The organism is Meiothermus sp., assembly GCF_037443965.1.
Lineage (GTDB): Bacteria > Deinococcota > Deinococci > Deinococcales > Thermaceae > Meiothermus.
This window is the reverse complement of sequence record NZ_JBBINI010000031.1, coordinates 1-25,383: the sequence shown is the minus strand read 5'-3', so window position 1 is coordinate 25,383 and position 25,383 is coordinate 1. Positions and strand designations below refer to the sequence as shown.

26 protein-coding genes are annotated in these 25,383 nt (G+C 56.6%); 22 read left to right on the top strand and 4 right to left on the bottom strand.

Annotated features, from left to right (window positions below; translation table 11 throughout):
- The first annotated feature begins 154 nt into the window (after positions 1 to 154).
- The 3 genes from WKI89_RS14415 to WKI89_RS14405 all read left to right on the top strand — a co-directional run bounded on the left by WKI89_RS14415 (position 155) and on the right by WKI89_RS14405 (position 1,109).
- Positions 155 to 394 carry a Gfo/Idh/MocA family oxidoreductase gene (locus WKI89_RS14415; protein WP_337870772.1) on the top strand — a complete coding sequence of 80 codons (240 nt, stop codon included), beginning with the start codon at positions 155 to 157 and terminating at the stop codon, positions 392 to 394.
- Between the two features lie 80 nt (positions 395 to 474).
- Positions 475 to 792 carry a Gfo/Idh/MocA family oxidoreductase gene (locus WKI89_RS14410; protein ID WP_337870770.1) on the top strand — a complete coding sequence of 106 codons (318 nt, stop codon included), beginning with the start codon at positions 475 to 477 and terminating at the stop codon, positions 790 to 792.
- 8 nt (positions 793 to 800) lie between these two features.
- The gene (locus tag WKI89_RS14405; protein WP_337870767.1) at positions 801 to 1,109 is read left to right on the top strand and encodes a hypothetical protein; all 309 of its coding nucleotides are present in this window, start codon (positions 801 to 803) and stop codon (positions 1,107 to 1,109) included.
- A 298-nt stretch (positions 1,110 to 1,407) separates the two neighbouring features.
- On the opposite strand, the gene WKI89_RS14400 is transcribed toward WKI89_RS14405, so the two are convergent.
- Entirely contained in the window at positions 1,408 to 2,775 is a 1,368-nt protein-coding gene (locus WKI89_RS14400; RefSeq protein WP_337870765.1) for an acetyl-CoA hydrolase/transferase C-terminal domain-containing protein, read from the bottom strand.
- Between the two features lie 245 nt (positions 2,776 to 3,020).
- On the opposite strand from WKI89_RS14400, the gene WKI89_RS14395 reads away from it, so the two are divergent.
- Positions 3,021 to 3,212: a hypothetical protein gene (locus tag WKI89_RS14395; RefSeq protein WP_337870764.1), complete on the top strand. Its 192-nt coding sequence runs from the start codon at positions 3,021 to 3,023 to the stop codon at positions 3,210 to 3,212.
- Positions 3,213 to 3,214: 2 nt separating this feature from the next.
- Here the strand turns inward: WKI89_RS14395 and WKI89_RS14390 are convergent, their stop codons facing one another.
- Entirely contained in the window at positions 3,215 to 3,868 is a 654-nt protein-coding gene (locus tag WKI89_RS14390; protein WP_337870762.1) for a DUF502 domain-containing protein, read from the bottom strand.
- A 174-nt stretch (positions 3,869 to 4,042) separates the two neighbouring features.
- Here WKI89_RS14390 and WKI89_RS14385 point away from each other — a divergent pair, with 174 nt between their 5' ends.
- The 4 genes from WKI89_RS14385 to glmU all read left to right on the top strand — a co-directional run bounded on the left by WKI89_RS14385 (position 4,043) and on the right by glmU (position 7,229).
- Positions 4,043 to 4,522: a DUF456 domain-containing protein gene (locus WKI89_RS14385; protein ID WP_337870759.1), complete on the top strand. Its 480-nt coding sequence runs from the start codon at positions 4,043 to 4,045 to the stop codon at positions 4,520 to 4,522.
- A gap of 83 nt (positions 4,523 to 4,605) precedes the next feature.
- Positions 4,606 to 4,827 (top strand): glutaredoxin family protein, encoded by a 222-nt coding sequence (locus tag WKI89_RS14380; RefSeq protein ID WP_337870756.1) that lies wholly within the window; start codon positions 4,606 to 4,608, stop codon positions 4,825 to 4,827.
- 12 nt (positions 4,828 to 4,839) lie between these two features.
- On the top strand, positions 4,840 to 5,763 hold the full coding sequence (gene lgt / locus WKI89_RS14375) for a prolipoprotein diacylglyceryl transferase (RefSeq protein ID WP_337870754.1): 924 nt from the start codon (positions 4,840 to 4,842) through the stop codon (positions 5,761 to 5,763).
- Positions 5,764 to 5,849: 86 nt separating this feature from the next.
- A complete protein-coding gene (glmU, locus tag WKI89_RS14370; RefSeq protein WP_337870752.1) occupies positions 5,850 to 7,229 on the top strand; it encodes a bifunctional UDP-N-acetylglucosamine diphosphorylase/glucosamine-1-phosphate N-acetyltransferase GlmU in 1,380 nt (459 codons plus the stop codon).
- A 295-nt stretch (positions 7,230 to 7,524) separates the two neighbouring features.
- Here glmU and WKI89_RS14365 read toward each other — a convergent pair whose 3' ends face one another.
- The gene (locus WKI89_RS14365) at positions 7,525 to 8,034 is read right to left on the bottom strand and encodes a TlpA disulfide reductase family protein (protein WP_337870751.1); all 510 of its coding nucleotides are present in this window, start codon (positions 8,032 to 8,034) and stop codon (positions 7,525 to 7,527) included.
- Between the two features lie 373 nt (positions 8,035 to 8,407).
- Here WKI89_RS14365 and WKI89_RS14360 point away from each other — a divergent pair, with 373 nt between their 5' ends.
- From WKI89_RS14360 to WKI89_RS14315, 10 genes are all read left to right on the top strand, one after another.
- Positions 8,408 to 9,679 (top strand): MFS transporter, encoded by a 1,272-nt coding sequence (locus WKI89_RS14360; RefSeq protein WP_337870750.1) that lies wholly within the window; start codon positions 8,408 to 8,410, stop codon positions 9,677 to 9,679.
- Between the two features lie 505 nt (positions 9,680 to 10,184).
- Positions 10,185 to 12,527, top strand: coding sequence for a DEAD/DEAH box helicase (locus WKI89_RS14355; RefSeq protein WP_337870748.1), 2,343 nt, complete (start codon positions 10,185 to 10,187; stop codon positions 12,525 to 12,527).
- Positions 12,527 to 13,186, top strand: a complete 660-nt coding sequence (locus WKI89_RS14350; RefSeq protein WP_337870746.1) for a nucleotidyltransferase domain-containing protein — start codon at positions 12,527 to 12,529, stop codon at positions 13,184 to 13,186. Before WKI89_RS14355 ends, WKI89_RS14350 begins: the two co-directional genes overlap by 1 nt.
- A gap of 6 nt (positions 13,187 to 13,192) precedes the next feature.
- Positions 13,193 to 14,506, top strand: a complete 1,314-nt coding sequence (mnmE, locus tag WKI89_RS14345; RefSeq protein WP_337870745.1) for a tRNA uridine-5-carboxymethylaminomethyl(34) synthesis GTPase MnmE — start codon at positions 13,193 to 13,195, stop codon at positions 14,504 to 14,506.
- A 467-nt stretch (positions 14,507 to 14,973) separates the two neighbouring features.
- Positions 14,974 to 15,492 carry an amino acid ABC transporter permease gene (locus WKI89_RS14340; protein WP_337870743.1) on the top strand — a complete coding sequence of 173 codons (519 nt, stop codon included), beginning with the start codon at positions 14,974 to 14,976 and terminating at the stop codon, positions 15,490 to 15,492.
- A gap of 147 nt (positions 15,493 to 15,639) precedes the next feature.
- Complete coding sequence (locus WKI89_RS14335; protein ID WP_337870742.1) at positions 15,640 to 17,214, top strand: cation:proton antiporter family protein; 1,575 nt, start codon at positions 15,640 to 15,642, stop codon at positions 17,212 to 17,214.
- Positions 17,215 to 17,269: 55 nt separating this feature from the next.
- The gene (locus tag WKI89_RS14330) at positions 17,270 to 17,953 is read left to right on the top strand and encodes a DUF2461 domain-containing protein (protein WP_337870740.1); all 684 of its coding nucleotides are present in this window, start codon (positions 17,270 to 17,272) and stop codon (positions 17,951 to 17,953) included.
- Between the two features lie 2 nt (positions 17,954 to 17,955).
- Positions 17,956 to 18,351 carry a M67 family metallopeptidase gene (locus tag WKI89_RS14325; protein ID WP_337870738.1) on the top strand — a complete coding sequence of 132 codons (396 nt, stop codon included), beginning with the start codon at positions 17,956 to 17,958 and terminating at the stop codon, positions 18,349 to 18,351.
- 56 nt (positions 18,352 to 18,407) lie between these two features.
- A complete protein-coding gene (moeB, locus tag WKI89_RS14320) occupies positions 18,408 to 19,208 on the top strand; it encodes a molybdopterin-synthase adenylyltransferase MoeB (RefSeq protein ID WP_337870737.1) in 801 nt (266 codons plus the stop codon).
- A 60-nt stretch (positions 19,209 to 19,268) separates the two neighbouring features.
- Positions 19,269 to 20,411 carry a citrate synthase/methylcitrate synthase gene (locus WKI89_RS14315; RefSeq protein ID WP_337870736.1) on the top strand — a complete coding sequence of 381 codons (1,143 nt, stop codon included), beginning with the start codon at positions 19,269 to 19,271 and terminating at the stop codon, positions 20,409 to 20,411.
- A gap of 172 nt (positions 20,412 to 20,583) precedes the next feature.
- Here the strand turns inward: WKI89_RS14315 and WKI89_RS14310 are convergent, their stop codons facing one another.
- Positions 20,584 to 21,402: a serine/threonine-protein kinase gene (locus WKI89_RS14310; protein WP_337870735.1), complete on the bottom strand. Its 819-nt coding sequence runs from the start codon at positions 21,400 to 21,402 to the stop codon at positions 20,584 to 20,586.
- A gap of 185 nt (positions 21,403 to 21,587) precedes the next feature.
- Here WKI89_RS14310 and WKI89_RS14305 point away from each other — a divergent pair, with 185 nt between their 5' ends.
- The 4 genes from WKI89_RS14305 to WKI89_RS14290 all read left to right on the top strand — a co-directional run bounded on the left by WKI89_RS14305 (position 21,588) and on the right by WKI89_RS14290 (position 25,308).
- Positions 21,588 to 22,331 (top strand): patatin-like phospholipase family protein, encoded by a 744-nt coding sequence (locus WKI89_RS14305; protein ID WP_337870733.1) that lies wholly within the window; start codon positions 21,588 to 21,590, stop codon positions 22,329 to 22,331.
- A 274-nt stretch (positions 22,332 to 22,605) separates the two neighbouring features.
- Complete coding sequence (gene lepB / locus WKI89_RS14300) at positions 22,606 to 23,400, top strand: signal peptidase I (protein ID WP_337870732.1); 795 nt, start codon at positions 22,606 to 22,608, stop codon at positions 23,398 to 23,400.
- A 115-nt stretch (positions 23,401 to 23,515) separates the two neighbouring features.
- On the top strand, positions 23,516 to 24,058 hold the full coding sequence (gene hslV, locus WKI89_RS14295) for an ATP-dependent protease subunit HslV (protein WP_337870731.1): 543 nt from the start codon (positions 23,516 to 23,518) through the stop codon (positions 24,056 to 24,058).
- Positions 24,055 to 25,308: an ATP-dependent protease ATPase subunit HslU gene (locus tag WKI89_RS14290; RefSeq protein WP_337870730.1), complete on the top strand. Its 1,254-nt coding sequence runs from the start codon at positions 24,055 to 24,057 to the stop codon at positions 25,306 to 25,308. Before hslV ends, WKI89_RS14290 begins: the two co-directional genes overlap by 4 nt.
- Positions 25,309 to 25,383: the final 75 nt, after the last annotated feature.

Below are 25,383 nucleotides of genomic sequence, written 5' to 3'. Positions count from 1 at the left end.
TCATACCGTTTCCGCTTGAATCCTTCACCGCCCGCCGCAGTCGGAGGTGAAGGATTCAAGCCGACCGAAGGAAGTAGAAAAGCATTTCGGAAGTATCGTTTAGGCTTGCCGAAGTGAACGATACTACCGAAATGCGTATCACCTGCACAAGGAAATGGTCGTGCAGGCCGCCTTTGCCAAGCGGCATGTGGTCTGCGAGAAGCCGATTGCTCTGAGTGTGCAGGATGGACTCGAGATGATAGCGGCCTGTGATCAAGCAGGGGTGCGCTTCTTTGTGGCGATGGTCGTGCGTTTCTTCCCCCAGTATCGCTTGAGCCGCGAGCTGGTGGTCAAAGGGCAGATTGGCAAGCTGGGGGTGATGCGCCTGTTGACACGGCTGGCCTGTTACTGCTAAGCCTTTCCAACAGAATGCAAGCCAGCATTGATTGCAGTTGAAGTCGTCCCACCCGGTATCCCCGCTGGGGTCACCTGAAAATGGAGATAATAGGGGAGACCGGTACGGACGTGATGGATTCCTTTGCCCACTATCTGACCCTCTATTCAAGCGGTGCTTCACGAAACCCAAGCTGGGTGGGCTTTGGCCCCGACCCCAACCAGGCCATGCTGGAGGAGTTTGTTTCCAGCATCCGGGAGAAGCGCCCGCCCAGTGTGACCTGGAACGATGGTTTTCAGGCCATGCGGGTTGCGCTGGCCGCCTATGAATCGTCCCTCACGAAATCGGTGGTTGCGTTGAAGGGTTGCCACACCAGTTTACGCCCCAGTTCACGCTATCCATGCCGCAAAATCGGCTAGCATAAGATATGTCTATTCAAGTGCGCGTTCAAAATTTGCTGGTGCAGATTGAGGCAGAAAGCTTTCGTTTATGCAGAGTCGAATCCCATCCTGCTTTCAAGTCGTGGGTCAGTCGAGAGCCCAAGCTGAGCGAAGGGTTGGCGAGTGTACGGAAATTTTGGCAGATCTTCTGTGATGATGTGAGCCAGGATGATCCCCTGGTACCGCAATATATTGACCAGGTTGAGAAGACCACAACCGATATCTCTCGTAGTATTGACCAGATGTACCAGGCGCTGGGTTTCGACGAATCTTTGGTAGTTCACAATCCTAATTGAGACACTTTCGGCATTAGGCCCATCAGATTAAGTTGAAAAGCCCGGTACGGAGTACTCGAGGCATGCCCTTGAAGCAAGCTCGTGGGGAAATGCTGGAGGGCAGTGACCGCAAAAATCTTCCTGCTCCCGAGGCTGCGAGGCGACGGCCTGTGATTTTTCAAGATACTGCTGTGCAGTTCGTTTGAAAACTGAGATGGTTCCGCGTAGCAATCCACTATTGCTGTGCGAATTGGCCAACCGCCTTGGCGGTTCAGGGCCTCGTGCGCCGACCTAAGACCAGCGATTGGCCCTGCCAAATCTAGCTAAATGAGGAAAAACCTGGATAGCCTTTGGGCAAAAACCCTCGCTCGAAAGAGGCTTTGCTGAGTTCTTCACGGAAGTTGGGGTGAGCAATACCGATTAAGGCTTGGGCACGTTCGCGTAGGCTCTTTCCAAAGAGTTCGGCCACACCATACTCGGTCACAACGTAATGCACATCGGCCCGGGTGGTCACCACCCCTGCCCCGGTTTTCAGTAAGGGAACGATGCGGCTCAGTGTGCCATTTTTGCCGCTACTAGGCAGGGCAATGATGGGCTTGCCGCCATTGCTGGCTGCAGCGCCCCGAATGAAGTCGAGCTGCCCGCCGAAGCCGGAGTAGATTCTGGTGCCAATCGAGTCGGCACATACCTGTCCGGTGATATCTACCTCGAGGGCCGAGTTTATGGCGATCATGTTGTCGTTGCGGGCCACATTGAAGGGGTTGTTGACCCAGTCGGCGGGCCGCATTTCGAACAAGGGGTTGTTGTGCACAAAGCGGTACAGCCGCTCGGAGCCCAACACAAAGGTTCCTACCACCTTGCCGGGAAGCAGACTCTTGCGTTGCCCGGTTACGATCCCCTTCTCGAGGGCTTCCATCACCCCATCGGAAATCATTTCGGTGTGGATTCCCAGGTCTTGCCGTCCGGTTAGGTTGGCCAGCACCGCGTCTGGAATGGCCCCAATTCCCATCTGCAAGGTGCAACCATCGTCTATAAGGTCTGCCACGTACTGGCCGATTTTGCCTTCAACCTCGCCAAAGCGGTCTCGAGCCAGTACCGGTAGTGGGAAGTCCACCTCGACAAAGGCGGCAAACTTGGAAACGTGGACGAAGGTATCCCCCAGGGTACGCGGCATCCGGGGGTTTACTAGTGCGATGACCCTCCGGGCGTTCTCCACTGCGGCTTTTGTAGCGATAATTTCCACGCCCAGGCTCACAAAACCAAACTCGTCGGGCGGGGAAACCTGTACCAGGGCATAGTCCAGGGGCAACACCCCACGCTTGAACAGCCAGGGGACTTGATGCAGTGAGATGGGCACGTAGTCGGCGCGTCCGCTGTTCACGGCTTCCCGGTCGGCGGGGCCCACAAACAGCGAGCGGCGGCGAAAATGGCCTTCCATTTCAGGAGCCAGAAAGGGGTCTGAACCAAGCTGAAGCACGTGAACCAGCTCGACGTTCTCCAGCTCGTCTTTGCGCGCAGCCAAGGCTTCCAGCAAGGGCGTGGGGGTGGCGGCGTTGCCCGAGACATAGATTCTTGTGTTGCTCTTGATCATCCCGGCCGCAAGCTCGAGGTCAGCCAACTTGCTCTGATAGACCTTTTCAACTTCGCTACGTCCTAGGGCCTTACCGGTACGTGAAATCGTTTCCATGCGCCCATGCTAGCGCTGTCTTGGGGGGACAGATGACCGGGGAATCCAGTATGAGAGCAGGGGAACAAGAGAATAACTGCCAGCAGGGGAAAAAAGAACCTCTACTTATGCTGTTCTCCTTCCTCTACTTCTACCTCATGCTCTTTCTCACATGAATTGAGTGCTCCCTGCACCTCCTCTCTATTTCAGTAGTAACGCAAATATAACGCCCGACCCGCTATGTTGAAGCCATGAAAGGGGGAGTCATGCGCCAAAAGGCGGTGACACTCATTGTTCGGATGTGGCAAGGGCCGGATGGCACCCTCAAAGCATCGGTCAAACCTGCTGATGGGGGAGAGACCCTGCATTTCCCCGATCTGACGACCTTATTGCAGTACCTAGAGCAAGCCCAGGAACAGTTTGGTGAAAAACCAGGGGAGTCACGCGGTTTGCGTTGACGTCAGGAATTCGGCGCAATGGAGCTGACCCCGGTTAGTTGTTTGACTTTTCCGTCGGGCAGAATAAATCCCGCTGAAACCACGTATTTGAGGGCATCCTCGATGCTGATGTCTAGTGGGATCACATCTGCGGTAGAAACGATGATGGCCATCCCGGAGGCGGGTACCGGGCTGGTGGGAACCAGCACCACCGTGTAGCCTTCCGGCAACGGCGATAGTTTCCGCCCTACCTGGGGGCTGGCTATAAAGCAGAGGATATACAGACCTTTGCGGGGATACTCAATCAGGGCAGCTCGCTGAAACTGCACCTCTGGCTGACCCAGCAAGGTGTGCGATATTTGCTGCACTGCGTTATATACCTCGCGCACCAGGGGGATCGTCTTGATGCTGCGATCAATAGCTCCAAAAATCAGGCGGCCCACATAGTTGCCTGCCAGGGCGCCTACCAGCGCAACGAGTCCGAGGGTTGCCACTATTCCCAGAATGGGCAAAAAGGGCAACAACCATCTCGAGGGCTCGGCATCTATTGCACGCAAGATGCCGCCGATGATATTGTTCGACCAGTTGTAGACCCAAACCAATACGTACACGGTCACGGCTATCGGTAGCGTGGATAGCAGGCCCGTAAGAAAGTATCGGCGAAGTCTGGCACCCATATATTTCAACAGTCTAAGGTCGGTCGGGTTATTGAATAGGGTTTTTCTCACCGAGTCTTAAGGTCGAAGGCTTTAGTGGTAGGGCGCTTGGTTTTTGTCTGGCGGCAAAAACAGCGAAAACCGTAGTGGGTTAGCGGTTTTCGCTTCTCATCATGGGCTGCTACACTCTGGCACGTGAATGCCTTTGCCGACTGGCTTTTCGTGGTGGTGTGGGTGGTGGCGCTTTTTGCGACCTTTATCCCGGTGGTGCCGGCTGGGTTCATCATCGTCGGGGTGGCTTTACTGCACGAAGTGTTGGTGGGGTTCAGCGAGCTTTCCCTGTCTGTCTGGATTGGCTTGGCAGTGCTGACGGTTCTATCCTCGTTGGTGGATAACATCGCAGGGGCTTTGGGGGCCCGACACTTCGGCGGTAGTCGCCAGGGGGTATGGGGTGCCTTCATCGGCGGTATTCTGGGCATTTTTGTCCTGCCGCCGCTGGGTTTGTTTCTGATGCCATGGGTTGGAGCCTACGTGGGTGAACTGGTAGCCGGTCGCTCTGCCGAGAATGCGTTGCGCGGAGCCTGGGGAGCGGTGCTGGGTTTGCTGGGCGGCTTGGCTGGGAAGTTCTTGATTCACCTGGTGATGGGCGTTCTGGTAATCCGGGCAATTTTCTGAGCACCCCACGGCAAGCCTCGTCCCGGCTCCGACCGCGATAAACAGCCACAGTTTTACCGGTAGGGGCTATACTTGGACTCCAGATGGACTATGTGCTGATAAGTAGAAAAGGCTGCCACCTTTGCGAGGAGGCCGAGGCCATGCTGGCGGCGCAGGGTATCGCGTATGTTTTACAGGATGTAGATGCGGATGAGAACCTGAAAAAAGCCTATACTTTTCGGGTTCCGGTGTTGCTCAGAGGTGGCAAGGTGCTGCTCGAGGGCAAGTTTACCCTCGAGCGCCTATTCAAAAAGTTATCTTCATAGCTGGAGGCGGAGATGGATCCAATCCTGATCGAAATCGGTTCGTTGCAAATACGTTGGTATGGGTTGTTTCTGGTGCTGGCGATATTTGCTTCTTTCGAAATTGCCAAGCGTATCCTCAAAAGCTGGGGTCACGACCCCGACCGCTTCGAGCAAATTGCCTTCTGGGCGGTTATCTGGGGCGTGGTTGGGGCCAGGGTGGGCTATGTGCTGACCAGCCCAGGTGACTTCAGTGCCAATCCCGCCTCTGCTTTTTACATCTGGCAGGGTGGGCTTTCCTTTCACGGGGCCATTATTGGGGGGTTAATTCCCTTTGTTTATCACTACTACCGCAACAAAATTCCGGTCTGGGCCTATCTGGATGCGGTGGTACCGGGGATTGCAATCGGAATTGCCGCAGGCCGCCTGGGCAACATCATGAACGGATCCGACACCGTGGGACGCCTGACCAACTGGCCCATCGGTTTTACCTGGCCTGCTTCGGCCAGCGGCTTTCCCGGTGTTTGCCCTGGCATCAACGATATCAGCGAGGTGGCCCGCTGTGCCCCTGAAGCCATTGTGCGCGGCCCCGTGCACTTCACCCAGCTCTACGGGGTTTTGATCGGGGTGGTTTTGCTGCTGCTGGCCATTTTCTGGTTGCGACAGAACCGGGCTTATGGCTATGTCTTCTGGCAGTTTGTGTTGTGGTATAGCGTGCTGCGCTCGGTTTTCGAGGAGACCTTCCGGCTCAATCCGCTGTGGGTCAAGGTTTATCTGAACGAACAAGCCGGTATTGGACTTTTTACCGCAACCCAGATTGTCTCGATCCCGCTAATTATTGTGGCCATCGTATTGTTGATGCGCTGGAAAGGCTCGAGGGAAAACCCTCCGGTTGCTCCGGTTACGCAAACCCCTGCTCCCAAACCTGCTCCTGCCAGGCCCAAGAAAAATAAGCGTTAGAGCCAGTCTATCGTGCGCGATGGCATTCAGAGGAACTTGTTCGTAAACGGTGATTGTGGCGGTTTGGCTATAAAATCGAGGTGCTTATGGCACACGCGGTGGTTGTTTTAGCGGCGGGCCTTGGAACCCGCATGAAATCCAAACTGCCCAAGGTTCTGCACCCCTTGCTGGGAAAGCCCCTGGTGGGTTATTGCATAGATACCGCTTTTGCCAGCGGTGCCGATAGGGTAGTGGTGGTGGTGGGTCATGGGGCTGAACAGGTACGCCAGACTTTTGAGGGCTACCCGAACCTAAGTTTTGTGGTTCAGGAGCAACAACTGGGCACTGCCCATGCGCTGGCCCAGGCCCGGCCCATCCTGAAAGATTTCCAGGGCCCCATTGTGGTGACCCAGGGAGATACCCCCCTGACCCGCAAGGAAACGCTGGTGGGGCTGGTCAATGCGCTGCACGAGCAGGCAGCCGGAATGGCGATGCTGACCATGAAATTGGATGATCCCACCGGCTACGGGCGCATCTTGAGAGATGAGAGTGGCAACATTCTGGCCAATGTCGAGCACAAGGACGCGACCCCAGAGCAGCGCGCCATCAAGGAAATCAACCCCGGCGTGTACTGCTTTGATGGAAGCTTGTGGGAAAAGCTTAAACAGGTAGACAACCACAACGCGGCAGGGGAGTACTACCTGCCCGACCTGATTCGAATCTACCACGAAGCAGGGCAGAAAGTGGCCTCTATGGAGTCCAAGGATACCGGTGAGCTTCTGGGGGTCAACTCCAGAGCCCAACTGGCCGAGGTGGAGCGGGTTTTGCTCCAGCGCTTGCGCGACCACTGGATGACCCAAGGGGTGCGCATGATTCAACCGGAGACCATCTACCTCGAGCCCACTGTTGAACTGGCTCCCGACGTGACGCTGTGGCCGGGGGTGATTTTGCGCGGTCAAACCCGGTTGGGCGACGGGGTGGAGGTTGGGGCCTATGCAGTACTGCGGGATACCACGGTAGAGGCTGGGGGCATTATCCGGTCGCACACGGTGTGCGAGGAAGCCTACGTTTCCACCGGGGCCGATGCCGGGCCCTTTGCTCGACTTCGCCCCAAGGCCTATCTAGAGGAAGGGGCCCACGTGGGCAATTTCGTAGAGCTCAAAAACGCCCACCTCGGCAAAAAAGCCAAAGCCGGGCACCTGGCCTACCTGGGCGATGCCGAGGTGGGTGAGGAGTCCAACATCGGAGCGGGGGTCATTACCGCCAACTACGACGGTCAGCGCAAACACAAAACTACCATAGGGAAGCGGGTTTTTGTGGGTTCCAACAGCGTCCTGATTGCGCCTGTAACCCTGGCCGATGGTTCGTTTGTGGCTGGGGGTAGCGGCATCAACCAGGATGTGCCCGAAGATGCTCTGGCCATTGCTCGTGAGCGCCAGCGAAACATTGAAGGTTACATGAAACGTAAACGCGACGAGGGGAAGTAGGTAGAATCCTTCAGGTCAGTAGATTAGGACTTATCCGAAGATAAAGGTTATTTCATACCGGTTCCGCTTGAACCCTTCACCTTTGGGTGTAATCAAAGGTGAAGGGTTCAAGCGGACCGAAGGGAGTAGGAGTGCATTCCGGCAGTATCGTTCACTTTGGAAAGCCTAAACGATACTGCCGGAATGCGTATCAATCTTGAAGGGACTTCCGCTCGGCCTCACTCGAGGGTACCTCGTGTTTTATTGGCACCCGTACTTTACGTCATTCTTTGCCTGACGGTGTACTAAACCCGTATCAGTCGAGCTGTGCCAGGGCTGCTTGTAGTTGCTCGCTGCTCATGTAGCCGCGCACTTCGCCGACCAGCTTACCTTTAGAGTTATAGAAAAAGTTGGAGGGATAGCCATTCACGCGCAGGGCATTGGAAACCGTGCGGAGAGCATCCTGGTATACCACTGCTGTGGTAAATCCCCTGGTGTCATGAAACTGCCGTACCAGTGAAGCGGGCTCTCCATCGTTCACAAAAGCAAAATGCACATCGGGACGTCGGCGGGCCATCTCATCAAACTGCGGTAGCTGCTGCTGGCAATAGCTGCACCAGGTTGCCCAGACGGTGAGCACAGTAGGTTTGCCGCTTTGCAATAGTAGGGTGGTTCCATCCAACCTAACCAGCTGGGTCTGAGGCAAATCCCCCGCCTTTCGCTCAGCCGGGGAGGACAATAGTGCCAGTGCGATTAAACCGGCCACAATCAATCCAACCAATCCCAATTGCAAAACAGGCGAAAGTTTTTTGGGGGTAGCTTCCACCCCTCAAGTTTAGCAGGATTCAGCAGTTCCAAATGTTCGTAGCCTCGTGATTATGTAATACTGGGTTTCACAAAGATAATCCTCGAACCCATCAAGGGGTACATCTTTGTTAAGCCCAATGGATACCCCTCGCTGCCCTCGGGGAGGAAAGCATCTCTCTTTTTCTCATCGAGAGACTATTGGTTTGGTACGTTAGAGATTGATATACAGAAAAGTTCCCAAAATGAAGCGCTCAAAGCAATTCCCAGATATTAAGAGAGCCAAATCCATCCCAGGAATTAAGTTACCGGAGTACTATCTACCCAAACTTGGTATCAAAGGCTCGCGCAGTTGGGCCTCATCAAGCTTGAAAACCAAGCATATACTACTTTTTGTGTCCGCGCAGCCCAGTGTACAGGCTCATCCCGAAGTACCAATTCCACCCCTGGTCAAGAGAAACACCTGGCGGTTGGCGATAGCCCAGGCCATCAATGGGGCAGGGATGCAGCTAGTACCAACCCTTGGCGCAATCCAGGTGGTGACGTTGCTAGGCAATGCAGCCTTTGCTGGGGTAGCGACCAGCATTATGGCTTTTTCCAGGGCGATGACAGCCTATTTTGTCGGACGTCTGACCGACCAGCACGGACGCAAGGCTGGGATGTATCTGGGGTTGTGGCTGTCACTAGTGGGAGCCTTGATCATAGGCATGGCCACCTTGCTGGGGTCATTTGCGCTGTTTTGTGTGGGGGCGCTGATATTCGGCAGTGGAGTGGGGGCTGTGCAGCAGATGCGGGTGGCGGCTGCTGATATGTATCCTCCCAGCAGGCGCGGAGAGGGCATCAGTCTGGTGGCGATGGGCTCTTTGTTTGGTTCAGGCATCTCTCCCTTGCTGGTCTCGCTGGCCGAACGGTTGGGGAAACTCCTGGGTATCAATGAAATTGCCCTGGCCTGGCTGCTGGTTCCAGTGCTGGTTTTGCCGTGTTTTTTGCTGGTGAAGAGCATCCGACCGGATCCGAAGCAGATTGCCCTCGAGATGGAGAAGTATTACCCAGCTTGGGCGCTGGATAGCGCTGGCTCCAATTCGGTGGAACTTGACCGGGGCGACCTCTTGCGTGTACGGGCAGCAGCCATCCTATCGGCAGTAACGGTGCAGGGGCAGATGGTCATGATGATGGCCATGACGGCCTTGGCCCTCAAGGCACTGGATTGTAGTCTCTCACAGATTTCCTTCTCGGTAGCACTGCATGCGATGGGTATGTTTGCTTTTTCCTGGCCCATTGGACGGCTGGCCGACCGGATTGGGCGCAAGCCGGTGATTTTGGCTGGACTGGTGGTGGCTGGGTCGGGGGCATTGCTGGTGGGCTTGGGCGACGGATACTGGGTCATTACCACTGGAACCTTTTTGGTGGGGCTGGGCTGGTCGGGGGCCTTTCTGGGTTCCAATACCATGGTGACCGACGTCACCCCACCCACCAAACGCGGTCAGGCCATTGGGGTGCTCGAGCTTTGGTCAAACGCCGCGGGCATGACCCTCCCCATCCTGGGAGGGCTCATTGTCGAGGGGTTTGATCTGCATGTGCTGGGATTCTTTGGTGCACTGCTGGTACTGATTCCAATATTTGTGATGGCCCAGGTGCGGGAACAGAGGCCGGGAATTTATCGCTGAAAATGTACAGCCGAAAGCCTAGAAACATCGCCAGGACACCTCGACCCTGGAAGAAACTGATATGTCTTCACATAGATAATCATCCAACGCTCAAAGGGGAACATCTTTGTGAAGCCTAGTTCACACCCCTCCTTGCGTTCGGCGAAGAAAGCGTATCCTACGGTGTAAGGCCATTGCCCGTTCCGAAAGGGGATCGTCCCAATGGTGCACAGCCGCGTCAGCGGTCTGTCCCGAAAGGGGATCGTCCACTTGGTTGGGGTGTATAGTCTCCACTCGAGAGACTAAATACCCAGACTTGGCATGAGTCATACGCATTTCGGTAGTATCGTTCACTTTGACAAGCCTAAACGATACTACCGAAATGCTTTTCTACTCCCTTCGGTCGGCTTGAATCCTTCACCTCTGACTACGTCCAACGGTGAAGGATTCAAGCGGTAACGGTATCATGCGACAATCTGGCATGTCGTGGTTAGACCCAACCGCCTCAGAAACAAGAGAACCCAAGGTGTTGCCTAACGAACTTTTGCCCTATAGTTCCTATTGCGAATGGCTGCGCGACCTAGAAGGTTACGCCGGCCAGCTTGGTTTTGTGCGGGTGTTGCCTGCTCGCCCACCCGAAATCGTGCAGTACCAGGGTTTCTTTTCCGGTGTCCTGATGGCTTTGGGGGTACAACCCTTTAGCTACCAGGGTGAAGCGTTGGAGCTCTTGCAGCGCGGCCAGCATGTGGTTTTGGCTACCTCAACCGCTTCGGGCAAGAGCTTGGTCTTCCAGGTACCTGTACTCAAGGCTGTGTTGGAGGAGCAGACCGCCATCCTGCTCTATCCCACCAAGGCCCTGGCCCACGACCAACTGGGGCGTCTACGGCAGATGGGTAAGCAGCTCGAGGTAGCGGATAAAATCTATGCCTACGACGGCGATACATCTGATTTGCAGCGTAAAAAAGCCAGGGAGAGAGGCCGTGCCATCCTCACCAACCCCGACATGCTGCACTTTGGAGTACTTCCCCGCCATAGTGACTGGGCGGAGTTCCTGTCCAAGCTGCGCTACATTGTGGTAGATGAACTCCATGCCTATCGGGGCGTGTTTGGCACCCACACGGCCTTGATTTTGCGGCGGCTGCTGCGGCTGGCCCGACATTATGGAGCCAACCCCCAGGTAATTGCAGCCAGCGCTACCATCGCCAACCCCGCCGAACATGCCTATAGCCTAACCGGGCTGAGTTTCCATCCAGTTACAGCAAACCCCAGGGGGGCCGAGCGCGAATTTGCCATCTGGATACCCAAGACCCTCGATAAGGAAGGCAAGCATCGCCGCAGTGCCAATCTGGAAGCCGCACTGCTGGCCCGCCATGCCGCCGTGCAGGGTCTGCGTACCTTGATTTTTACCAATGCCCGCCGAACCGCCGAGCTGGTAGCCCGCTACGCCGCCGACGCGCGGGTGCGACCTTACCGGGCAGGCTACACGGCCTCGGAGCGGCGGCAGTTGGAACAGGCCCTGCAAGAAGGTGAGGTCAGGGTTTTGGTGAGCACCAGTGCTTTGGAACTGGGGGTGGATATTGGCAGCCTAGACGCGGTAATTCTGTTGGGTTATCCGGGATCGGTAAGCTCGTTCTGGCAACGAGCTGGACGGGCCGGTCGCGGGAAGCAGCGGGCCCTGGTTTTGTGGATACCCCGTGAAGACCCCATGGATGCCTATTTTGAACAGCACCCCGAATTGCTCTTAGCCAGCCCCCCCGAATCGGCCGTTGCCGATCCGGAAAATCCAATCCTTTACCCCCTACATGCCCATTGCGCGGCGCGAGAGTTGCCAATTGAACTACCGGTTGCCGCTCATCCAGCATTCAAGATTGAGCCCCAGGGAACAGAAGATAGGTCTCAGATCCTCGAGCCTTTTTACAAACCCTGGCTCCACATCCAGCCCCCCCTGGTGGAGAAATATGGAAGGCTCTACTCGCCTAAGCGCACCCCGCATCAGGATTTGATTCTACGGGGGCTGGGCCATAGCTTTAGTTTACGGGACAACACCGGCCAGTTGCTGGGCACCCTGGATGAACGGCAAGCCTACTGGGAGGCCCATCCAGGAGCGGTTTACCTGCATCAGGGCGAGAGCTATCTGGTGCGCAACCTCGATCCCGAGAAGCGCGAAATTGTCCTATTGCCAGGCCTCGAGGACTACTACACCCAACCCCGGGCCCAGACCGAGATAGAGGTTTTGCAAGGTGAGGAACTTGGGAGTGGAATTTGGGTGGGGCCGGTGATGCTGCGGGAGCGGGTTACCGGGTATGTGAAGAAGCGCTTTTTGAGCGAGACGGTGTTGGATGAGGTTGTATTGCTAATGCCCGAGCTGACCTTCCAGACTGAGGCGGTCTGGTTCCATCCCTGCGAGGGTTTGGCGATTCTGCCGACCTTTGAACCAGGGGATCGTATCGATCCGCGCTGGCCCAACCAGACCTTCCTGACCGAAGCCCAGGTTCCCTCGGCCATCCACGCCCTCGAGCACACCCTGATTGGTTTACTGCCCCTTTTTGTGCTGGCCGAGCGGCAGGACATTGGGGGTGTCTCGTATGCCTTCTATCCCCGGCCCCTGCCCTCGGGCAGCGGGCCGACCATCTTCATCTACGATGGCTATCCGGGCGGGGTGGGGTATGCTCGAGCGGCTGCGCGGCAGTTCCCGCGTTGGGTGATGGCTGCTCGTGATCTGCTGCAAAGCTGCCCCTGTGAGGGTGGTTGTCCACGTTGCATCCTGTCACCTAAGTGTGGTAATGGCAATCAATTGCTTGACAAACAAACTGCATTGATACTGGCCGAAGTTCTTAGCAGCCGCTATGGCTCCAGAAAGCCCAACTGATGGACAACCTTATTACCCAGATCGTAGATTCGCTCAAATCTGACCCCAAGGTGATGGGGGTGCTACTTACCGGCTCCAGGGCCAGAGGTGATGCCACCCCCGGCTCTGATGTGGATTTCTGGGTGCTGCTGAGCGGGGTTAGCGAACGCAAGTTCCGCAGCGAGACGCGGCAAAATTATTTGATCGAAATGCACTTTCGCAACCTGGTACAGGCTCGCGACAGGATGCGCCACAACCCTATGGAGCTCTACAGCCACCTAGACGGCAAGATCCTCTTCGACCTCGAGGGCAAGCTGGCCGAATTGCGCGCGGAGGCCGAAAATCTGCTTAACACCTACCAGATGCCCGAGGCCGAACGCAAAGCCCTGGCTTACTGGCTGGAAAGTGCTCGACGTAAACTCCAGACCGCGCACAACGAACAGGCTCAACTCAAGATGGGCTACCTGGCTAGCATCCAGAGCTGGAAAATCCTCGAGGGCTTGTGGGCCGCCAACCACAAACCCATGCCCCCCGCTGGGGCGGTATTTGCCCACATCACCAAGCTCGAGGCCCCCCTTCCCCATTTTGAGCTGATCAACCGCCTTTTTGGGGGCGACCCCATTACCCGCAGCAAAACTGCCCTGACCCTCATTGACTGGACTCTGTCCCGAATAAACTAAAACCTTGTGGGCTTGCCTTCACTCAACGACATCATTGCTGCCATCGCCACCCCCCCTGGCAAGGGCGCGGTGGGAATTGTGCGGGTCTCGGGCACCGACAGCTTGGAGTTGGTCTCGAGGCTCTGGATCGGCACAAATCCCAACAAGCTGGCTGGTGGGCGGTTCACATATGGCAAAATCTGCGACCCCAGCACCCTGGAGATTCTCGATGAAGCGCTGCTGCTGGTCTTCCGAAAACCACGTTCCTATACCGGGCAGGACAGCGCCGAACTGCATACCCACGGTTCTCCAGCGGTATTGAGAAAAGTGCTACAGACCCTGTTCGAACAGGGTGCCCGTCCAGCTCAGCCCGGTGAGTTTACGCTTCGAGCCTATCTAAATGGCAAAATGGATCTGGCCCAAGCCGAATCGGTGTTGAATCTGGTGGAATCGGAATCGGACGCGGCCCGGCGGCAAGCCCTGCGGGGACTGAGTGCGGTTTTGTCAGAGAAAATTCAACACCTTTCCGAGCAGCTCTTCAACCTGCTGGCCCATATCCAGGCCTGGCTGGACTACCCCGAAGAAGGCGTGGAGCCGGCGCGAATTGCAGAAACCTTGCAGCCGGTCTTGCGTGAAGTCCAACACCTGCTTGCTACTGCCCCCGCTGGACGCATGGCCCAGAGAGGGGCTCGCATTGCACTGGTAGGTGCTCCCAATGCGGGCAAATCCAGTCTGTTAAATGCGCTGTTGGGCTACGAACGGGCCATCGTCACCCCGATTCCTGGCACTACCCGCGACTACCTGGAAGCCCCATTGGAAATTGCTGGGGTGCCGATCGTGGCAGTGGATACCGCCGGGGTGCGCCAAACCGAGGATGTGATTGAGAAGAGTGGGGTCGAACGGGCCCTGCAAATCGCCCAAGAGGCCGATCTGGTCTTGTATCTGGCCGACCAAAGCCAGCCCAGAACCAGTCCTGCTGCCCTGCCCTGGGAGCGCACCTTGCGGGTGGCGACCAAGGCCGATCTACCTCCGGTATGGCAGGACGCTTCCTTCTTAGCCGTCTCGAGCCAGACCGGCCAGGGTCTGGGGGATTTACGCCGAGAAATCCACAGCCGGCTCTTGGGCGACGCTCCCGAGGGCGAAATCTGGGTCAGCAACGAGCGCCACGTCGAAGCCCTGCGCCGGGCCGAGGCCCATCTGCAAGAAGCCTTGTTGGCCCCGGAAGACCTAGCTGGGGTTTCAATTGAAAGCGCGCTAGATGCACTGGCGGAAATCCTAGGCAAAGATGTATCGGAAGAAGTGATTGACCGGGTCTTTCGCAACTTTTGTGTGGGCAAGTAAGGTTGGGAGCTGCGATTGCGGAAACTCACGATAAAGCAGCTCCGCTGCAAACCTCAAAAATGCATCTGGTAGATGCAAAACCAAAATCTCTATCTTGGGCGCACTTAGGTTGTGGCAGGGGCTTATATAAAATCTTCAATACTCTTTCCACTAAAGTGGAGCCATGCAACTGGCCCAACGTCAGCGCCGCCCCCGGTTGGAACTCCGACTACAACACCACTTAACCCAGCCAGCGCTTACCCAGGGCTACACCCTATTCCACTGGTGGCCAGGGGATATTAAGGGAATAACTCAAAAGGACTTCTTATTACCAGCTTCGGGCCACCATCCCTAAATCCAGGACACATTTGGATACTGCGCCTAGGGTGGTTGTCAAATTAGCCACTCTGATTGTGGTAATTGCCATCGGACTACCGAAACAGTTTTGCCTCTTGTGTGTATTAAGATCCCTCTTTACACTTGCCCCAATGGCTGAGGTTCTCCGGGTGATCTCTAAACGCAGCATACAAACCTATGTTCTAGCAGTTGGCATGATGGGCATGGGTCTGGGATTGGCTGCGCTTTGCGCGGCAGCCTGGTTGCAGGGTGTCGAGCCGCGTTGGTCGGTCGTCTTGTTTGGGTTATTGGGGCTGTATATGGTTTTTCTAGGGGTAGACGAGGGTTGGCTAAGCGGCCTCGAGGTCACCCCCCATCGGCTGCGCATCCGCAGTTTTGGTCGCTGGGAAGAGTATTCTTTGACCCAGATCGAAGCAGTAGATGGCCTGCGCGACATGCTGGGAGGGGGTATGCAGATAGTGCTGATGGCAGCCCAGCGTGATCCGGTTCGTGTAGCACTACGCCGCTACAGTAATGCTGGCCTACTAGCCCAGGCTTTGCTGGACGCGCTCTGGCTTGAAAACAAAGAGCTGGTTGTGATGCCAAGGCTTTCCCGACGCTTGGGCCAACCGCCTTTCGGGGTGTTTTCCGCAAAGAAATCTAAACCATAGCTTTCCCTGCTAGTGCTGCGGTAACTTAATTCCTGGGATGGATTTGGCTCCCTAATATCTGGAAGTTGCTTTGAGCGCTTTATTTTGGGAACTTCACTGCATATCAGTCCTTAGCTTACCAGACCACTTAGGCCCTATGATTTAGCTATGGAGTTGCTTTGGGTAGGGGCAGCCTATGCACTGGGGTTGTTGGCGAGCCGTTTTGGGCTGCCGCCTTTGGTGGGCTATCTGGGGGCTGGTTTTGTGTTGTGGGTTTTAGGCTACCACAACAGTAACCTGCTTGGTGAAATTGCTGACATTGGGGTGTTGTTGCTTTTATTCACAGTGGGCCTGAAGCTCCGTTTTGCCAGCCTGGTGCGCCTTGAAGTGCTGGGGGTAGGGGGCATCCACCTGGTATTGTTTGCCCTATTGTTGGGCTTGATTACACTTCTACTGGGCCTAGGGAACAATGCTGCGCTTTTTGTGGGAGTTGGACTGGCCTTTTCGAGTACCGTACTGGCAGTAAAGCTACTGGACGACCGAAAAGAACTATCCACCTTCCACGGACGGGTGGCGGTTGGCATCCTAGTCTTGCAAGATTTAGTCGCGGTGGGACTACTGGCATACGCCGGGGTCAAAAATCCCACACCCTGGGCTTTGCTGTTGTTGGCACTGCCGTTGTTACGCCCAATCGTGGGCTGGATTCTGGAAAAGAGCGGTCATGACGAACTCTTGCTGCTCTATGGGCTTGGATTGGCGCTGGGTGGAGCTGGTCTGGCTAAAAGTCTGGGGGTTTCGCCCGAGCTTGGGGCCTTGCTAATTGGTGCAGCCTTGGCCGGACATTCGCAAACCTCGGAGCTTTCGCGTACCCTGTGGGGCCTAAAAGAAGCCTTCCTGGTGGCTTTTTTCCTCCAGATTGGGCTAATGGGGCTACCGGCAGCCGAGGGCCTGCCGCTGGCACTGGGCTTCCTGTTGTTGCTTCCGCTCAAAGCCATGCTGTTCTTTGCCCTCTTCATCGCTTTTGGGCTGCGCGCCCGCACGGCCTTTGTGACCAGTGCTTCGCTTTCGAGCTACAGCGAGTTTGCCCTAATTACCAGCGTGGCCGCCGTAGAGGGCAACCTGCTACCTGAGTCCATGAGCCAGGTTGTTGGCCTGGTTGTTGCGGTTTCGCTGGCGGTTGCAGCTCCACTCAACCGCTCGGTGCACGGCTTGTTTCAGCGCCATGAGACCTTCTTGCTTCGTTTTGAGCGAAAGGGTAAACACGCAGACGACGAACCTACCAGTCTAGGTGGAGCTGAGTGGCTGGTAGTCGGGATGGGGCGCACCGGTGGGGCTGCCTACAAAATGCTCGAGCGCCAGGGGTTCCGGGTGCTGGGGCTAGATGCCGACGAAGGCAAGTTGGATGCTCACCGCGCCAAAAAGCGTCAGGTACGCTATGGCGATGCCGAGGACCCTGAACTATGGGAGCGCTTGGACTTGAGGGGTCTTAGCGGCGTGTTACTGACCCTGCCCGATCTGGAGGCCAAAGTACGGGCCATCCAGGGACTCAAACTACGGGGCTTTCCTGGAACCATTGCCGCTACCAGCTACCACCGCGAAGAAGATCCTATTTTAGCTGAAGCTGGTGCAACCCTGATCTCCCATCCCTTCGCTGAGGCCGGGGAACGCCTAGCTGAGCGCGCCCTGGGCCTCAACCTGGTGGATGAAACAAAGGCACCAGAGCGATTGATAGCTGAAAGTTAAACTGATCCGAAACTTGCTAACAATTCTGTATACAACCCAGCGGTAGTGTTTAGGTATGCCACCCGTGCTATCCAGAAAGCAGGCTTATTTTGCGCCGGAGTTGTTCAACTTTTTGATCGAGTTGCGCTACAACAACCACCGTACTTGGTTTCAGGCCAACAAGCACCGCTATGAGAGCCTAGTGCGGCAACCTTTTTTGCGTTTTATTGAAGACTTCGCCCCACGTTTGGAGAAGATCAGTCCCGATTATGTAGCTGGTTCGCGTAGCCTCTTTCGTATCAACCGCGATACCCGCTTTAGCGCCAACAAATCCCCCTACAAGACTCATGCGGCGGCCCAGTTTCGCCATCGGTTGGGGCAGGATGTACACATGCCGGGTTTTTATATTCATTTGGAGCCCGACCACTGCTTTTTGGGAGCGGGCATTTGGATGCCCGAGCCAGAACATCTCCGGCGGATAAGGATAGCCATTGCGCGACAGGATTACCGCTGGTTGGAACTGCGCAAGCGGCTTGAACTGGATGGCGAAGGTAAGCTCACCCGCCCCCCCAAGGGCTACAGCACAGATCATCCCTTAATCGAAGATCTCAAACAGCGCAGCTTTACGGTTTCGTATGGCTTAAGTGAGGAAGAGGTGCTCTCGGAAAAACTGCTGGCAACCATGGAGAGGGCCTTTCGTGAGCTGTTGCCGCTCAACGAGTTCCTGAGTGCGGTATTGTTGCTCGAGGGGCGGGAGTAGCCATGCTTCGGGTTTCACAGGATTGCCTCGAGCAAACCTTGGTTCATCTCAGGGCGGTGCAGCCCAACGAAGGCGTTGGGCTTTGGGTAGGTCAGTGGGGTCAGGTGAGGCAGGTCTGGCCGCTGGAAAACATCCACGCTACCCCCCAACTGTGCTACGAGGCCAACCCTCAGGCTTTGCTCGAAGCACTGCGAAAGATGGAAACGACGGGGCTCGAGCTCGTCGCCATCTATCACTCCCATCCCACCGGCCCGGCTCAACCCAGTGAGACCGACCGGTTGGAGGCTTTCTGGCGGGTTCCCTACGTCATTGTTGCGCTGGAAACAGGGGATATCCGAGCCTTTTGGTTGCCAGAGAGGGAAGAGGTGGTGGTTGTGGTGGAGTTAGCGGCTGGGTAGTTAGGCCTTAGTCTCAAATAATAGGATGATTTTGATGCTGAAGCTGAGAAATTGCTATGTGGACAAAAGACGAACTTGATCGCTACGCCCGGCATATTGTGTTACCGGGGATAGGTGGCGCGGGTCAGGCCAAGTTGAAACAGAGTGCAGTACTGGTGGTAGGTGCGGGAGGGTTGGGTTCGCCGGTCTTGATGTACCTGGCCGCAGCGGGGGTGGGCCGTTTAGGGGTTGTGGAGATGGATCGTGTGGATCTCTCCAACCTGCAGCGCCAGGTGTTGTTCGATACCCAAGCGGTTGGGCAGTCCAAGGCCGAGGCTGCCAAGGCCCGTTTGACCCATCTCAATCCGCATGTACAGGTAGAGACCCATGCCCTCAAGCTGGATTCGCAAAACGCGCTACGCTTGCTCGAGCCGTATACCCTCGTTATCGACTGTAGCGACAACTTTCCCACCCGCTATCTGGTAAACGATGCCTGTGTACTCTTGCACAAGCCCCTCATATACGGAGCAATACACCAATTTGAAGGACAGCTTTCGGTCTTCCATTACCAGGGGGGGCCATGCTACCGCTGCCTGTTCCCCAACCCGCCCAAACCCGGAACGGTTCCGAGTTGCTCGGAAGCGGGGGTTTTCGGCGTTCTACCGGGGGTAATCGGCAGCTTGATGGCCACCGAAGCGCTCAAGGTTTTGCTGGGGGTGGGTGATGTGCTCTCCGGTAGGCTTTTGCTCTACGATGGATTGCACACTCACCTTCAAACCATTCGGTTTCCGCAGCGCTCCGACTGCCCGGTCTGTGGAACCACTCCCAGTGTAACTACACTGCAGGATTATGAGTTGTTCTGCGGTTTTTCGGTGTAGAAACAAGATAGAATACACAGGCTGAAGTCGAGATGGGCCGGAAAGGTTACAGGAGAAAACATGAGTGCAACTGCGACGATTGCCAGGGGTCTAGAGGACGTAATTTTTACTGAAAGCAGCCTTTGCTTCATTGATGGAGAACAAGGCCGTCTGTACTATGGTGGTTATAAAATCCAAGATCTCGCCGAGTATGCCACCTTCGAAGAAGTGACCTACCTACTGTTGCACGGCCACCTGCCCAATAAGGCTGCACTCAAGGAGTTCAGCGCCAAACTGGCCTCGCTGCGGGTCCTACCTGCCTCGATCATCAAGCAGATCAAGCAGTTTCCCCGCAACGCCCACCCCATGTCCATGCTGCGTACCGCTGTAAGTGAGCTGGGGATGGTAGACGAGACCGAGGGGGATGTTTCCCCCGAAGCGCTCTACCAAAAATCACTTTCGTTGATCGCCAAATTTGCCACCATTGTGGCTGCCACCAAGCGTCATAGTGAAGGGCAGAAGATTCTGGCTCCCCGCAAAGGTCTGTCCCACGCAGCCAACTTTCTCTACATGTCCAACGGCAAGGTGCCCAACAAAGAGGAAGTTAAGTTGATGGATGTGGCCCTGATTTTGCAGGCCGAACACGGCTTTAATGCTTCCACTTTCACGGCCATTGCCGCCTATTCCACCCAGGCCGACATCTACAGCGCGATTGTGGCCGCAGTTGGTGCGCTCAAAGGGCCCCGCCACGGAGGGGCCAACGAAGCGGTGATGAAGATGATTGCCGAGATTGGTGCCCCTGAGAAGGTCTCGGCTTGGCTGGCTGATCTGCAAGCCAAAAAAGGCCGCGTGATGGGCATGGGACACCGTGTCTACAAATCCTACGACCCGAGGGCAGGAGTGCTTGACAAATACGCCGGGGAGGTGGCGGTCAAACACGGTCACAGCAAGGAATACGCCATTCTGAAGGAAGTCGAACGGCAGGCTGGGGCCATTTACAATCCCAAGGGCATTTACCCGAACGTGGACTTCTACTCAGGGGTGGTCTATTCTGACCTGGGTTATCCCCTCGAGTTCTTCACGCCCATTTTTGCGGTGGCCCGCATCTCGGGCTGGTGTGCGCATATCCTCGAGTACACCAAGATTGATAACCGCCTCCTGCGCCCAGACTCGCACTACACCGGCAAACTAGATCTGCCTTACAAAAAACTGTCTAAGCGCTAACGTTTGGAAAAAACAGCGGGGTGGCTTCGGTCATCCCTTTTTGTTTTTTTCGGGCGGTATCGTGCTACCTTATCACGGTCTTCATTTTTTGCCGCTAGGAATAGCGGCAAAATATAAGTCTACCACAGCACACCTCACGAATGGGATTGGGCTCTTCTTTCTGAGAACTTCTCTAGGAAGCCCGCGATAGACCGATCTTCTCGAAGTCTAGCAGGGCTTCTATAGCATTGGCATATCGCTTGGTTACGTCTTTGCTGATGAGCCGGTTTAGATAGCTTTGTAGTTCGGCGGTAACGTGCAGGTTTGTATCCGGTGCAGCAATCAACGGCGGTGGTATTTCGTTTAGATGGGCGTTCATGACTTCCACCGGTTCACCGACAAAGGGTAGCTCGCCTGCGAGCGCCCAGTAGAGCAAGATGCCAGCCGAGTACATGTCAGATGCAGGCGTGGGTGATTGCCCTCGGACTTGCTCGGGGGCAATATAGGCAATTGTGCCCAGACGAACTTTATGACTAAAACGCTCGCTTTGGGGTCCGGAAAGATCGAAGTCCACCAGACGCGCTTCTCCCGTGCCATCCACGACCAGATTGTCGGGCTTCACATCGCGGTGAACCAGGCCCAGGCTGTGCATGTGCGCGAGGGCCTCGAGCAGATGCTGAAATACCCCCAGCACCTTGTCGGGGTTGTCTTTGCGCCATTCAGAGAGCCGGGTACCCGGTGCGTAAGCCAACAAAACGGCAGGTTGCTCTATGCCATCGTGAGGCACGCTCAGCCGGGCCAGTACTGGGTTGATATGGGGATGTTTGAGCTGATGTCCAACCTTCCATTCACGGTCGGCCCGACCCTCGAATCCCTTGGGAAAGACCTTTAGTGCGTAGGGTGTGCCATGAATGTCAAAGGCCAGATAGACCGTCGCCAATGCTCCACGGGCAATGGGTCGAATGACCTTGTAACGGTCTTCCAAGGTAACACCGGCGAGCCCCACAAACATCACTATACCGATTTTTTGGCAGGGTTTTGGGCAATTCTGCTCAGCTATTTTGGCTTCGGAATTTTATTAGCTTCGTAAGGTTTGAACCGTCTCTCACAGCACCGGATAAGAAGCAGGGGGGAGTGGGCTTATGAAGGTCTGGGTATAGAATTATGTAAGCTAAACGGCGGTCTGGAGGTAGCAAAGTGCGCGGTCTGGTGTTGTCGGGGGGAGGGGCCAGGGGGCTCGCCCACATTGGGGTGCTGGAGGTGCTCGAGGCCCAGGGGTTCGAGGCCGAGGTGGTTGCCGGAACCAGCATGGGCGGCGTGGTTGGGGCCTTGTATGCCTCGGGTAGAAAGCCCGCCGAGATCCTCGAGATTTCCCGTTCGACCCCCTGGTTGCGCTTGCTGGACTTGGTGCCCAGACCTGGCCTGATCTCCCAGCGGGGCCTGAGGGATTTCCTGGCTAAATACCTGCCTGCCAGGTTCGAAGAACTCCCCAAAAAGCTGGTCGTAACGGCGGTGGACCTCGAGGCCGGCAAGCTGGCTTATTTTTCTGAAGGGGACCTGCCGGGGGCGGTTCTGGCTTCGGTGGCCTATCCGGGCCTGGTCGCGCCGGTTCAGTACGAAGGCAGAACCTATGTGGATGGCGGGGTGCTGGATAACCTCCCGGTAGACGCAGCCCGGTTCATGCGGGCCAAATACGTACTAGCGGTGGACGTGACCCCAGAGATGCGTTTGCCGGGGGTTCCCCGGTCGTCAATCGGACAGGTGCGCCGCGCCATTGATATTATGCAAAACCACCTAACCGCAGCGCGCCGTTCGCTGTACCCCCCCGAGCTTTACATCCGCCCCGAGCTGCCGGGGGTGGGCATCGAACAGTTCGGTCGCCTGGAGGAAATCGTCGAGGCGGGTCGCAAGGCGGCTTCGCAGGCTCGCCTGAAATTCTAAAGTTTGGCGCAGGGGACTAGTGCTCCGGTAACTTAATTCCTGGGATGGATTTGGCTCCTTTAATATCTGGAAGTTGCTTTGAGCACTTCATTTTGGGAACTTCACTCCATATCAATCCTTAACTTACCAAATCACTGGTATCCAAACAGCCTGTGGTGGCGGCTATAGCAGCAATGGAGGCTACTTGGGGCTAGGCAAGACCAGGAGCGCAGTTGAGGGAGGGTGCGTTATGCTATGGGCCGGGCTTTAGCCCAGACCAAGGGGACCTTTTACGATGCGCAGATTTTTGGACTATCTCTTCAAGGAATGGTTTCGCCAGGTGGGCGAGGCCCTTTTGCTGGCCTTCCTGGTAACCACGTTTGTCTTTACCACGGTGGGGGTGGTGGGTAGCTCCATGAACCCCACCCTGCTGAATGGGGAGCGGGTGTTTGTGCCCAAATACGAAACCTGGCTGGTGCGTTTTGGCCTAATGCAGTGGGCCAGGGGAGAGGTTGCCATCGTCAAGCCCCCTGAGGGTACGCCCAATGCGGTAGCCCAGTTCCCGGTGTTGGGTTTCCAGTTTCGGGCCTTTTTTATAAAGCGCATTATCGGCCTGCCGGGCGACGAGGTAAGCCTGCGGGAAGGGGTGGTGTACCTCAACGGCCAGCCGATCAACGAGCTGCACATCACCGCCTCCCTCACCCCCTATCCCGACAGCTATCCCGTGGTCTGTTACGAAAACGAGCGTCTGACCGCGCTGATTACCCAGCAACAGGTGCGCTTTTCCCCTGAAAGCCTGCCCGAGTACCTCAGGCCGACCCTGGAAATGCTCGTGCCTCCCAGCCCTGCAGACCTGGAAAAAAGCCGGAACGGGGAGCACTGCTATACCGGCTCGCTCAAACTCAAGCCGGGCTACTACTTTGTGATGGGTGATAACCGCACTTTTGGGGGTTCGGAGGACTCGCGCACCTTTGGGCCGGTTCCCACCAGCGCGATTGCGGGCCGCGCCAATGCGGTCTGGTGGCCCCTGAACCGAATCCGCAGTTTACCTGTTCCCGAAGGCTTCAAGGGACTAGTAGGCAAACCATAAGCCCAGGGCTAGCCTGGTCTCAGGTGGCTGTACGTAGTGCTCGCCCAAGTGCCACAAAGAGCGCTTCTCATGTCAGATTCACCGTGCGGCGCTACATTCCGGAGGAATGTAGCGAATGCACGGCACCACCATCGTGGCAGTACGTCGAGACGGTGTCACCGCAATCGCAGGCGATGGCCAGGTCACCCTCGGACAAACCATCATGAAAACCGGAGCGGTCAAGGTGCGCCGTTTGCAGCAGGGAGAGGGCATTCTGGTGGGTTTTGCGGGTGCGGTGGCCGATGCGCTGACGCTGTTGGAGAAGTTCGAGGGAGCTTTGTCGGGGGCCAAGGGCAACTTACCTCGAGCGGCCATCGAAACGGCCAAGCTCTGGCGAACCGACCGGGTGCTGCGCAACCTCGAGGCCATGCTGGTGCTGGCCGACCGGGAAAACCTGCTCTTGCTGTCCGGAAACGGCGAGGTGCTGAGCCCCGATGAACCCGTCATAGCGGTGGGTTCGGGGGGCCCCTATGCCCTTGCGGCGGCCAAGGCGATGCTGCGCTACTCCAGCCTGTCTGCTACCGAGATTGCCGAACAGGCTATCCGGCTGGCGGGGGAGATTGACCTTTACACCAGCGGCCAGCCTACCCAGGTGCTGAGCGTGGGGGGTGGGACATGAACCTGACCCCCGCCGAAATTGTGCGCGAGCTGGATAAACACATCGTGGGGCAGGCTGCTGCCAAACGGGCGGTGGCTGTTGCGCTGCGCAACCGCATACGCCGCAAGAAACTGCCACCCGAGCTGGCTCGAGAGGTCATGCCCAAGAACATCTTGATGATTGGCCCTACCGGGGTGGGCAAGACCGAGATTGCCCGGCGGCTGGCCCGGCTGGCGGAAGCGCCCTTTCTGAAGGTGGAGGCCACCAAGTTTACCGAGGTGGGCTACGTGGGCCGCGACGTAGACTCCATCGTACGCGACCTGGCGGAGGCTTCCTACCAACTGGTCATGCAGGAGATGAAGAGCAAGGTGGAGGGGCGGGCCCAGAGCCTGGCCGAAGAGGAAGTGGCCTCGCTACTGCGGATACAGCCTTTTGAGCTGCGTTCGGGCCGCTACAACGACCAGATCGTGGAGATCGAGGTGGCCGAGGAAGCCCGCCTGCCCATGATGGGTATGTTTGGCGGCGAGCAGATGCAAGGCCTGCAAGACATGCTCAAAGGGTTGATGCCTCAGCGCAGGGTGCGGCGCAAGCTGCGGGTCAAAGAAGCCCTGGAAGTCCTCAAAAACCAGGAAGCGGAACGCCTCGTAGACAAGGAAGAAGCCACCCAGGAGGCCCTGCGGCGGGCCCAGGAAGAAGGCATTGTGTTCATAGACGAGATGGACAAAATCGCTCGAGGCAAGGGGACGGTGGGTGGGCCGGATGTCTCGGGGGAGGGCGTACAGCGGGACCTGCTCCCCATTGTGGAGGGAACCGTGGTCTCGACCCGCCTGGGGCCGGTCTCAACCGATCATGTGCTGTTTATCGCCGCTGGGGCCTTTCACGTTTCCAAGCCCTCCGACCTGATTCCCGAACTGCAAGGCCGCTTCCCCATCCGGGTGGAGCTCGAGCCCCTCGGGCCCCAGGAGTTCGAGCGAATCCTGCGGGAACCGGAAAACTCACTCATCAAGCAGTACTCCGCCTTGCTTGCTGCCGACGATACCGAGCTTCACTTCACACCCGAGGCCATCCAGGCGGTGGCCCGGTTTGCTCACCAAGCTAACCAAGAGTTGGAGGATATTGGCGCACGACGCCTCTCGACGGTTTTGGAACGGCTGTTGGAAGAGGTTTCGTTCCAGACCAATCTAGGGCGCGTGGAAGTGACCAAGGAATATGTGGAGGCGCGACTAGAGAATGTGCTGGCATCCCGCGACCTTTCCCGCTATATTCTTTGATTCTGGATGGTGTTCATGAAACTGAGGCCAACAAACTGCGCTCAACCTCAACCTGCCACGTGTACAACTCGGTGG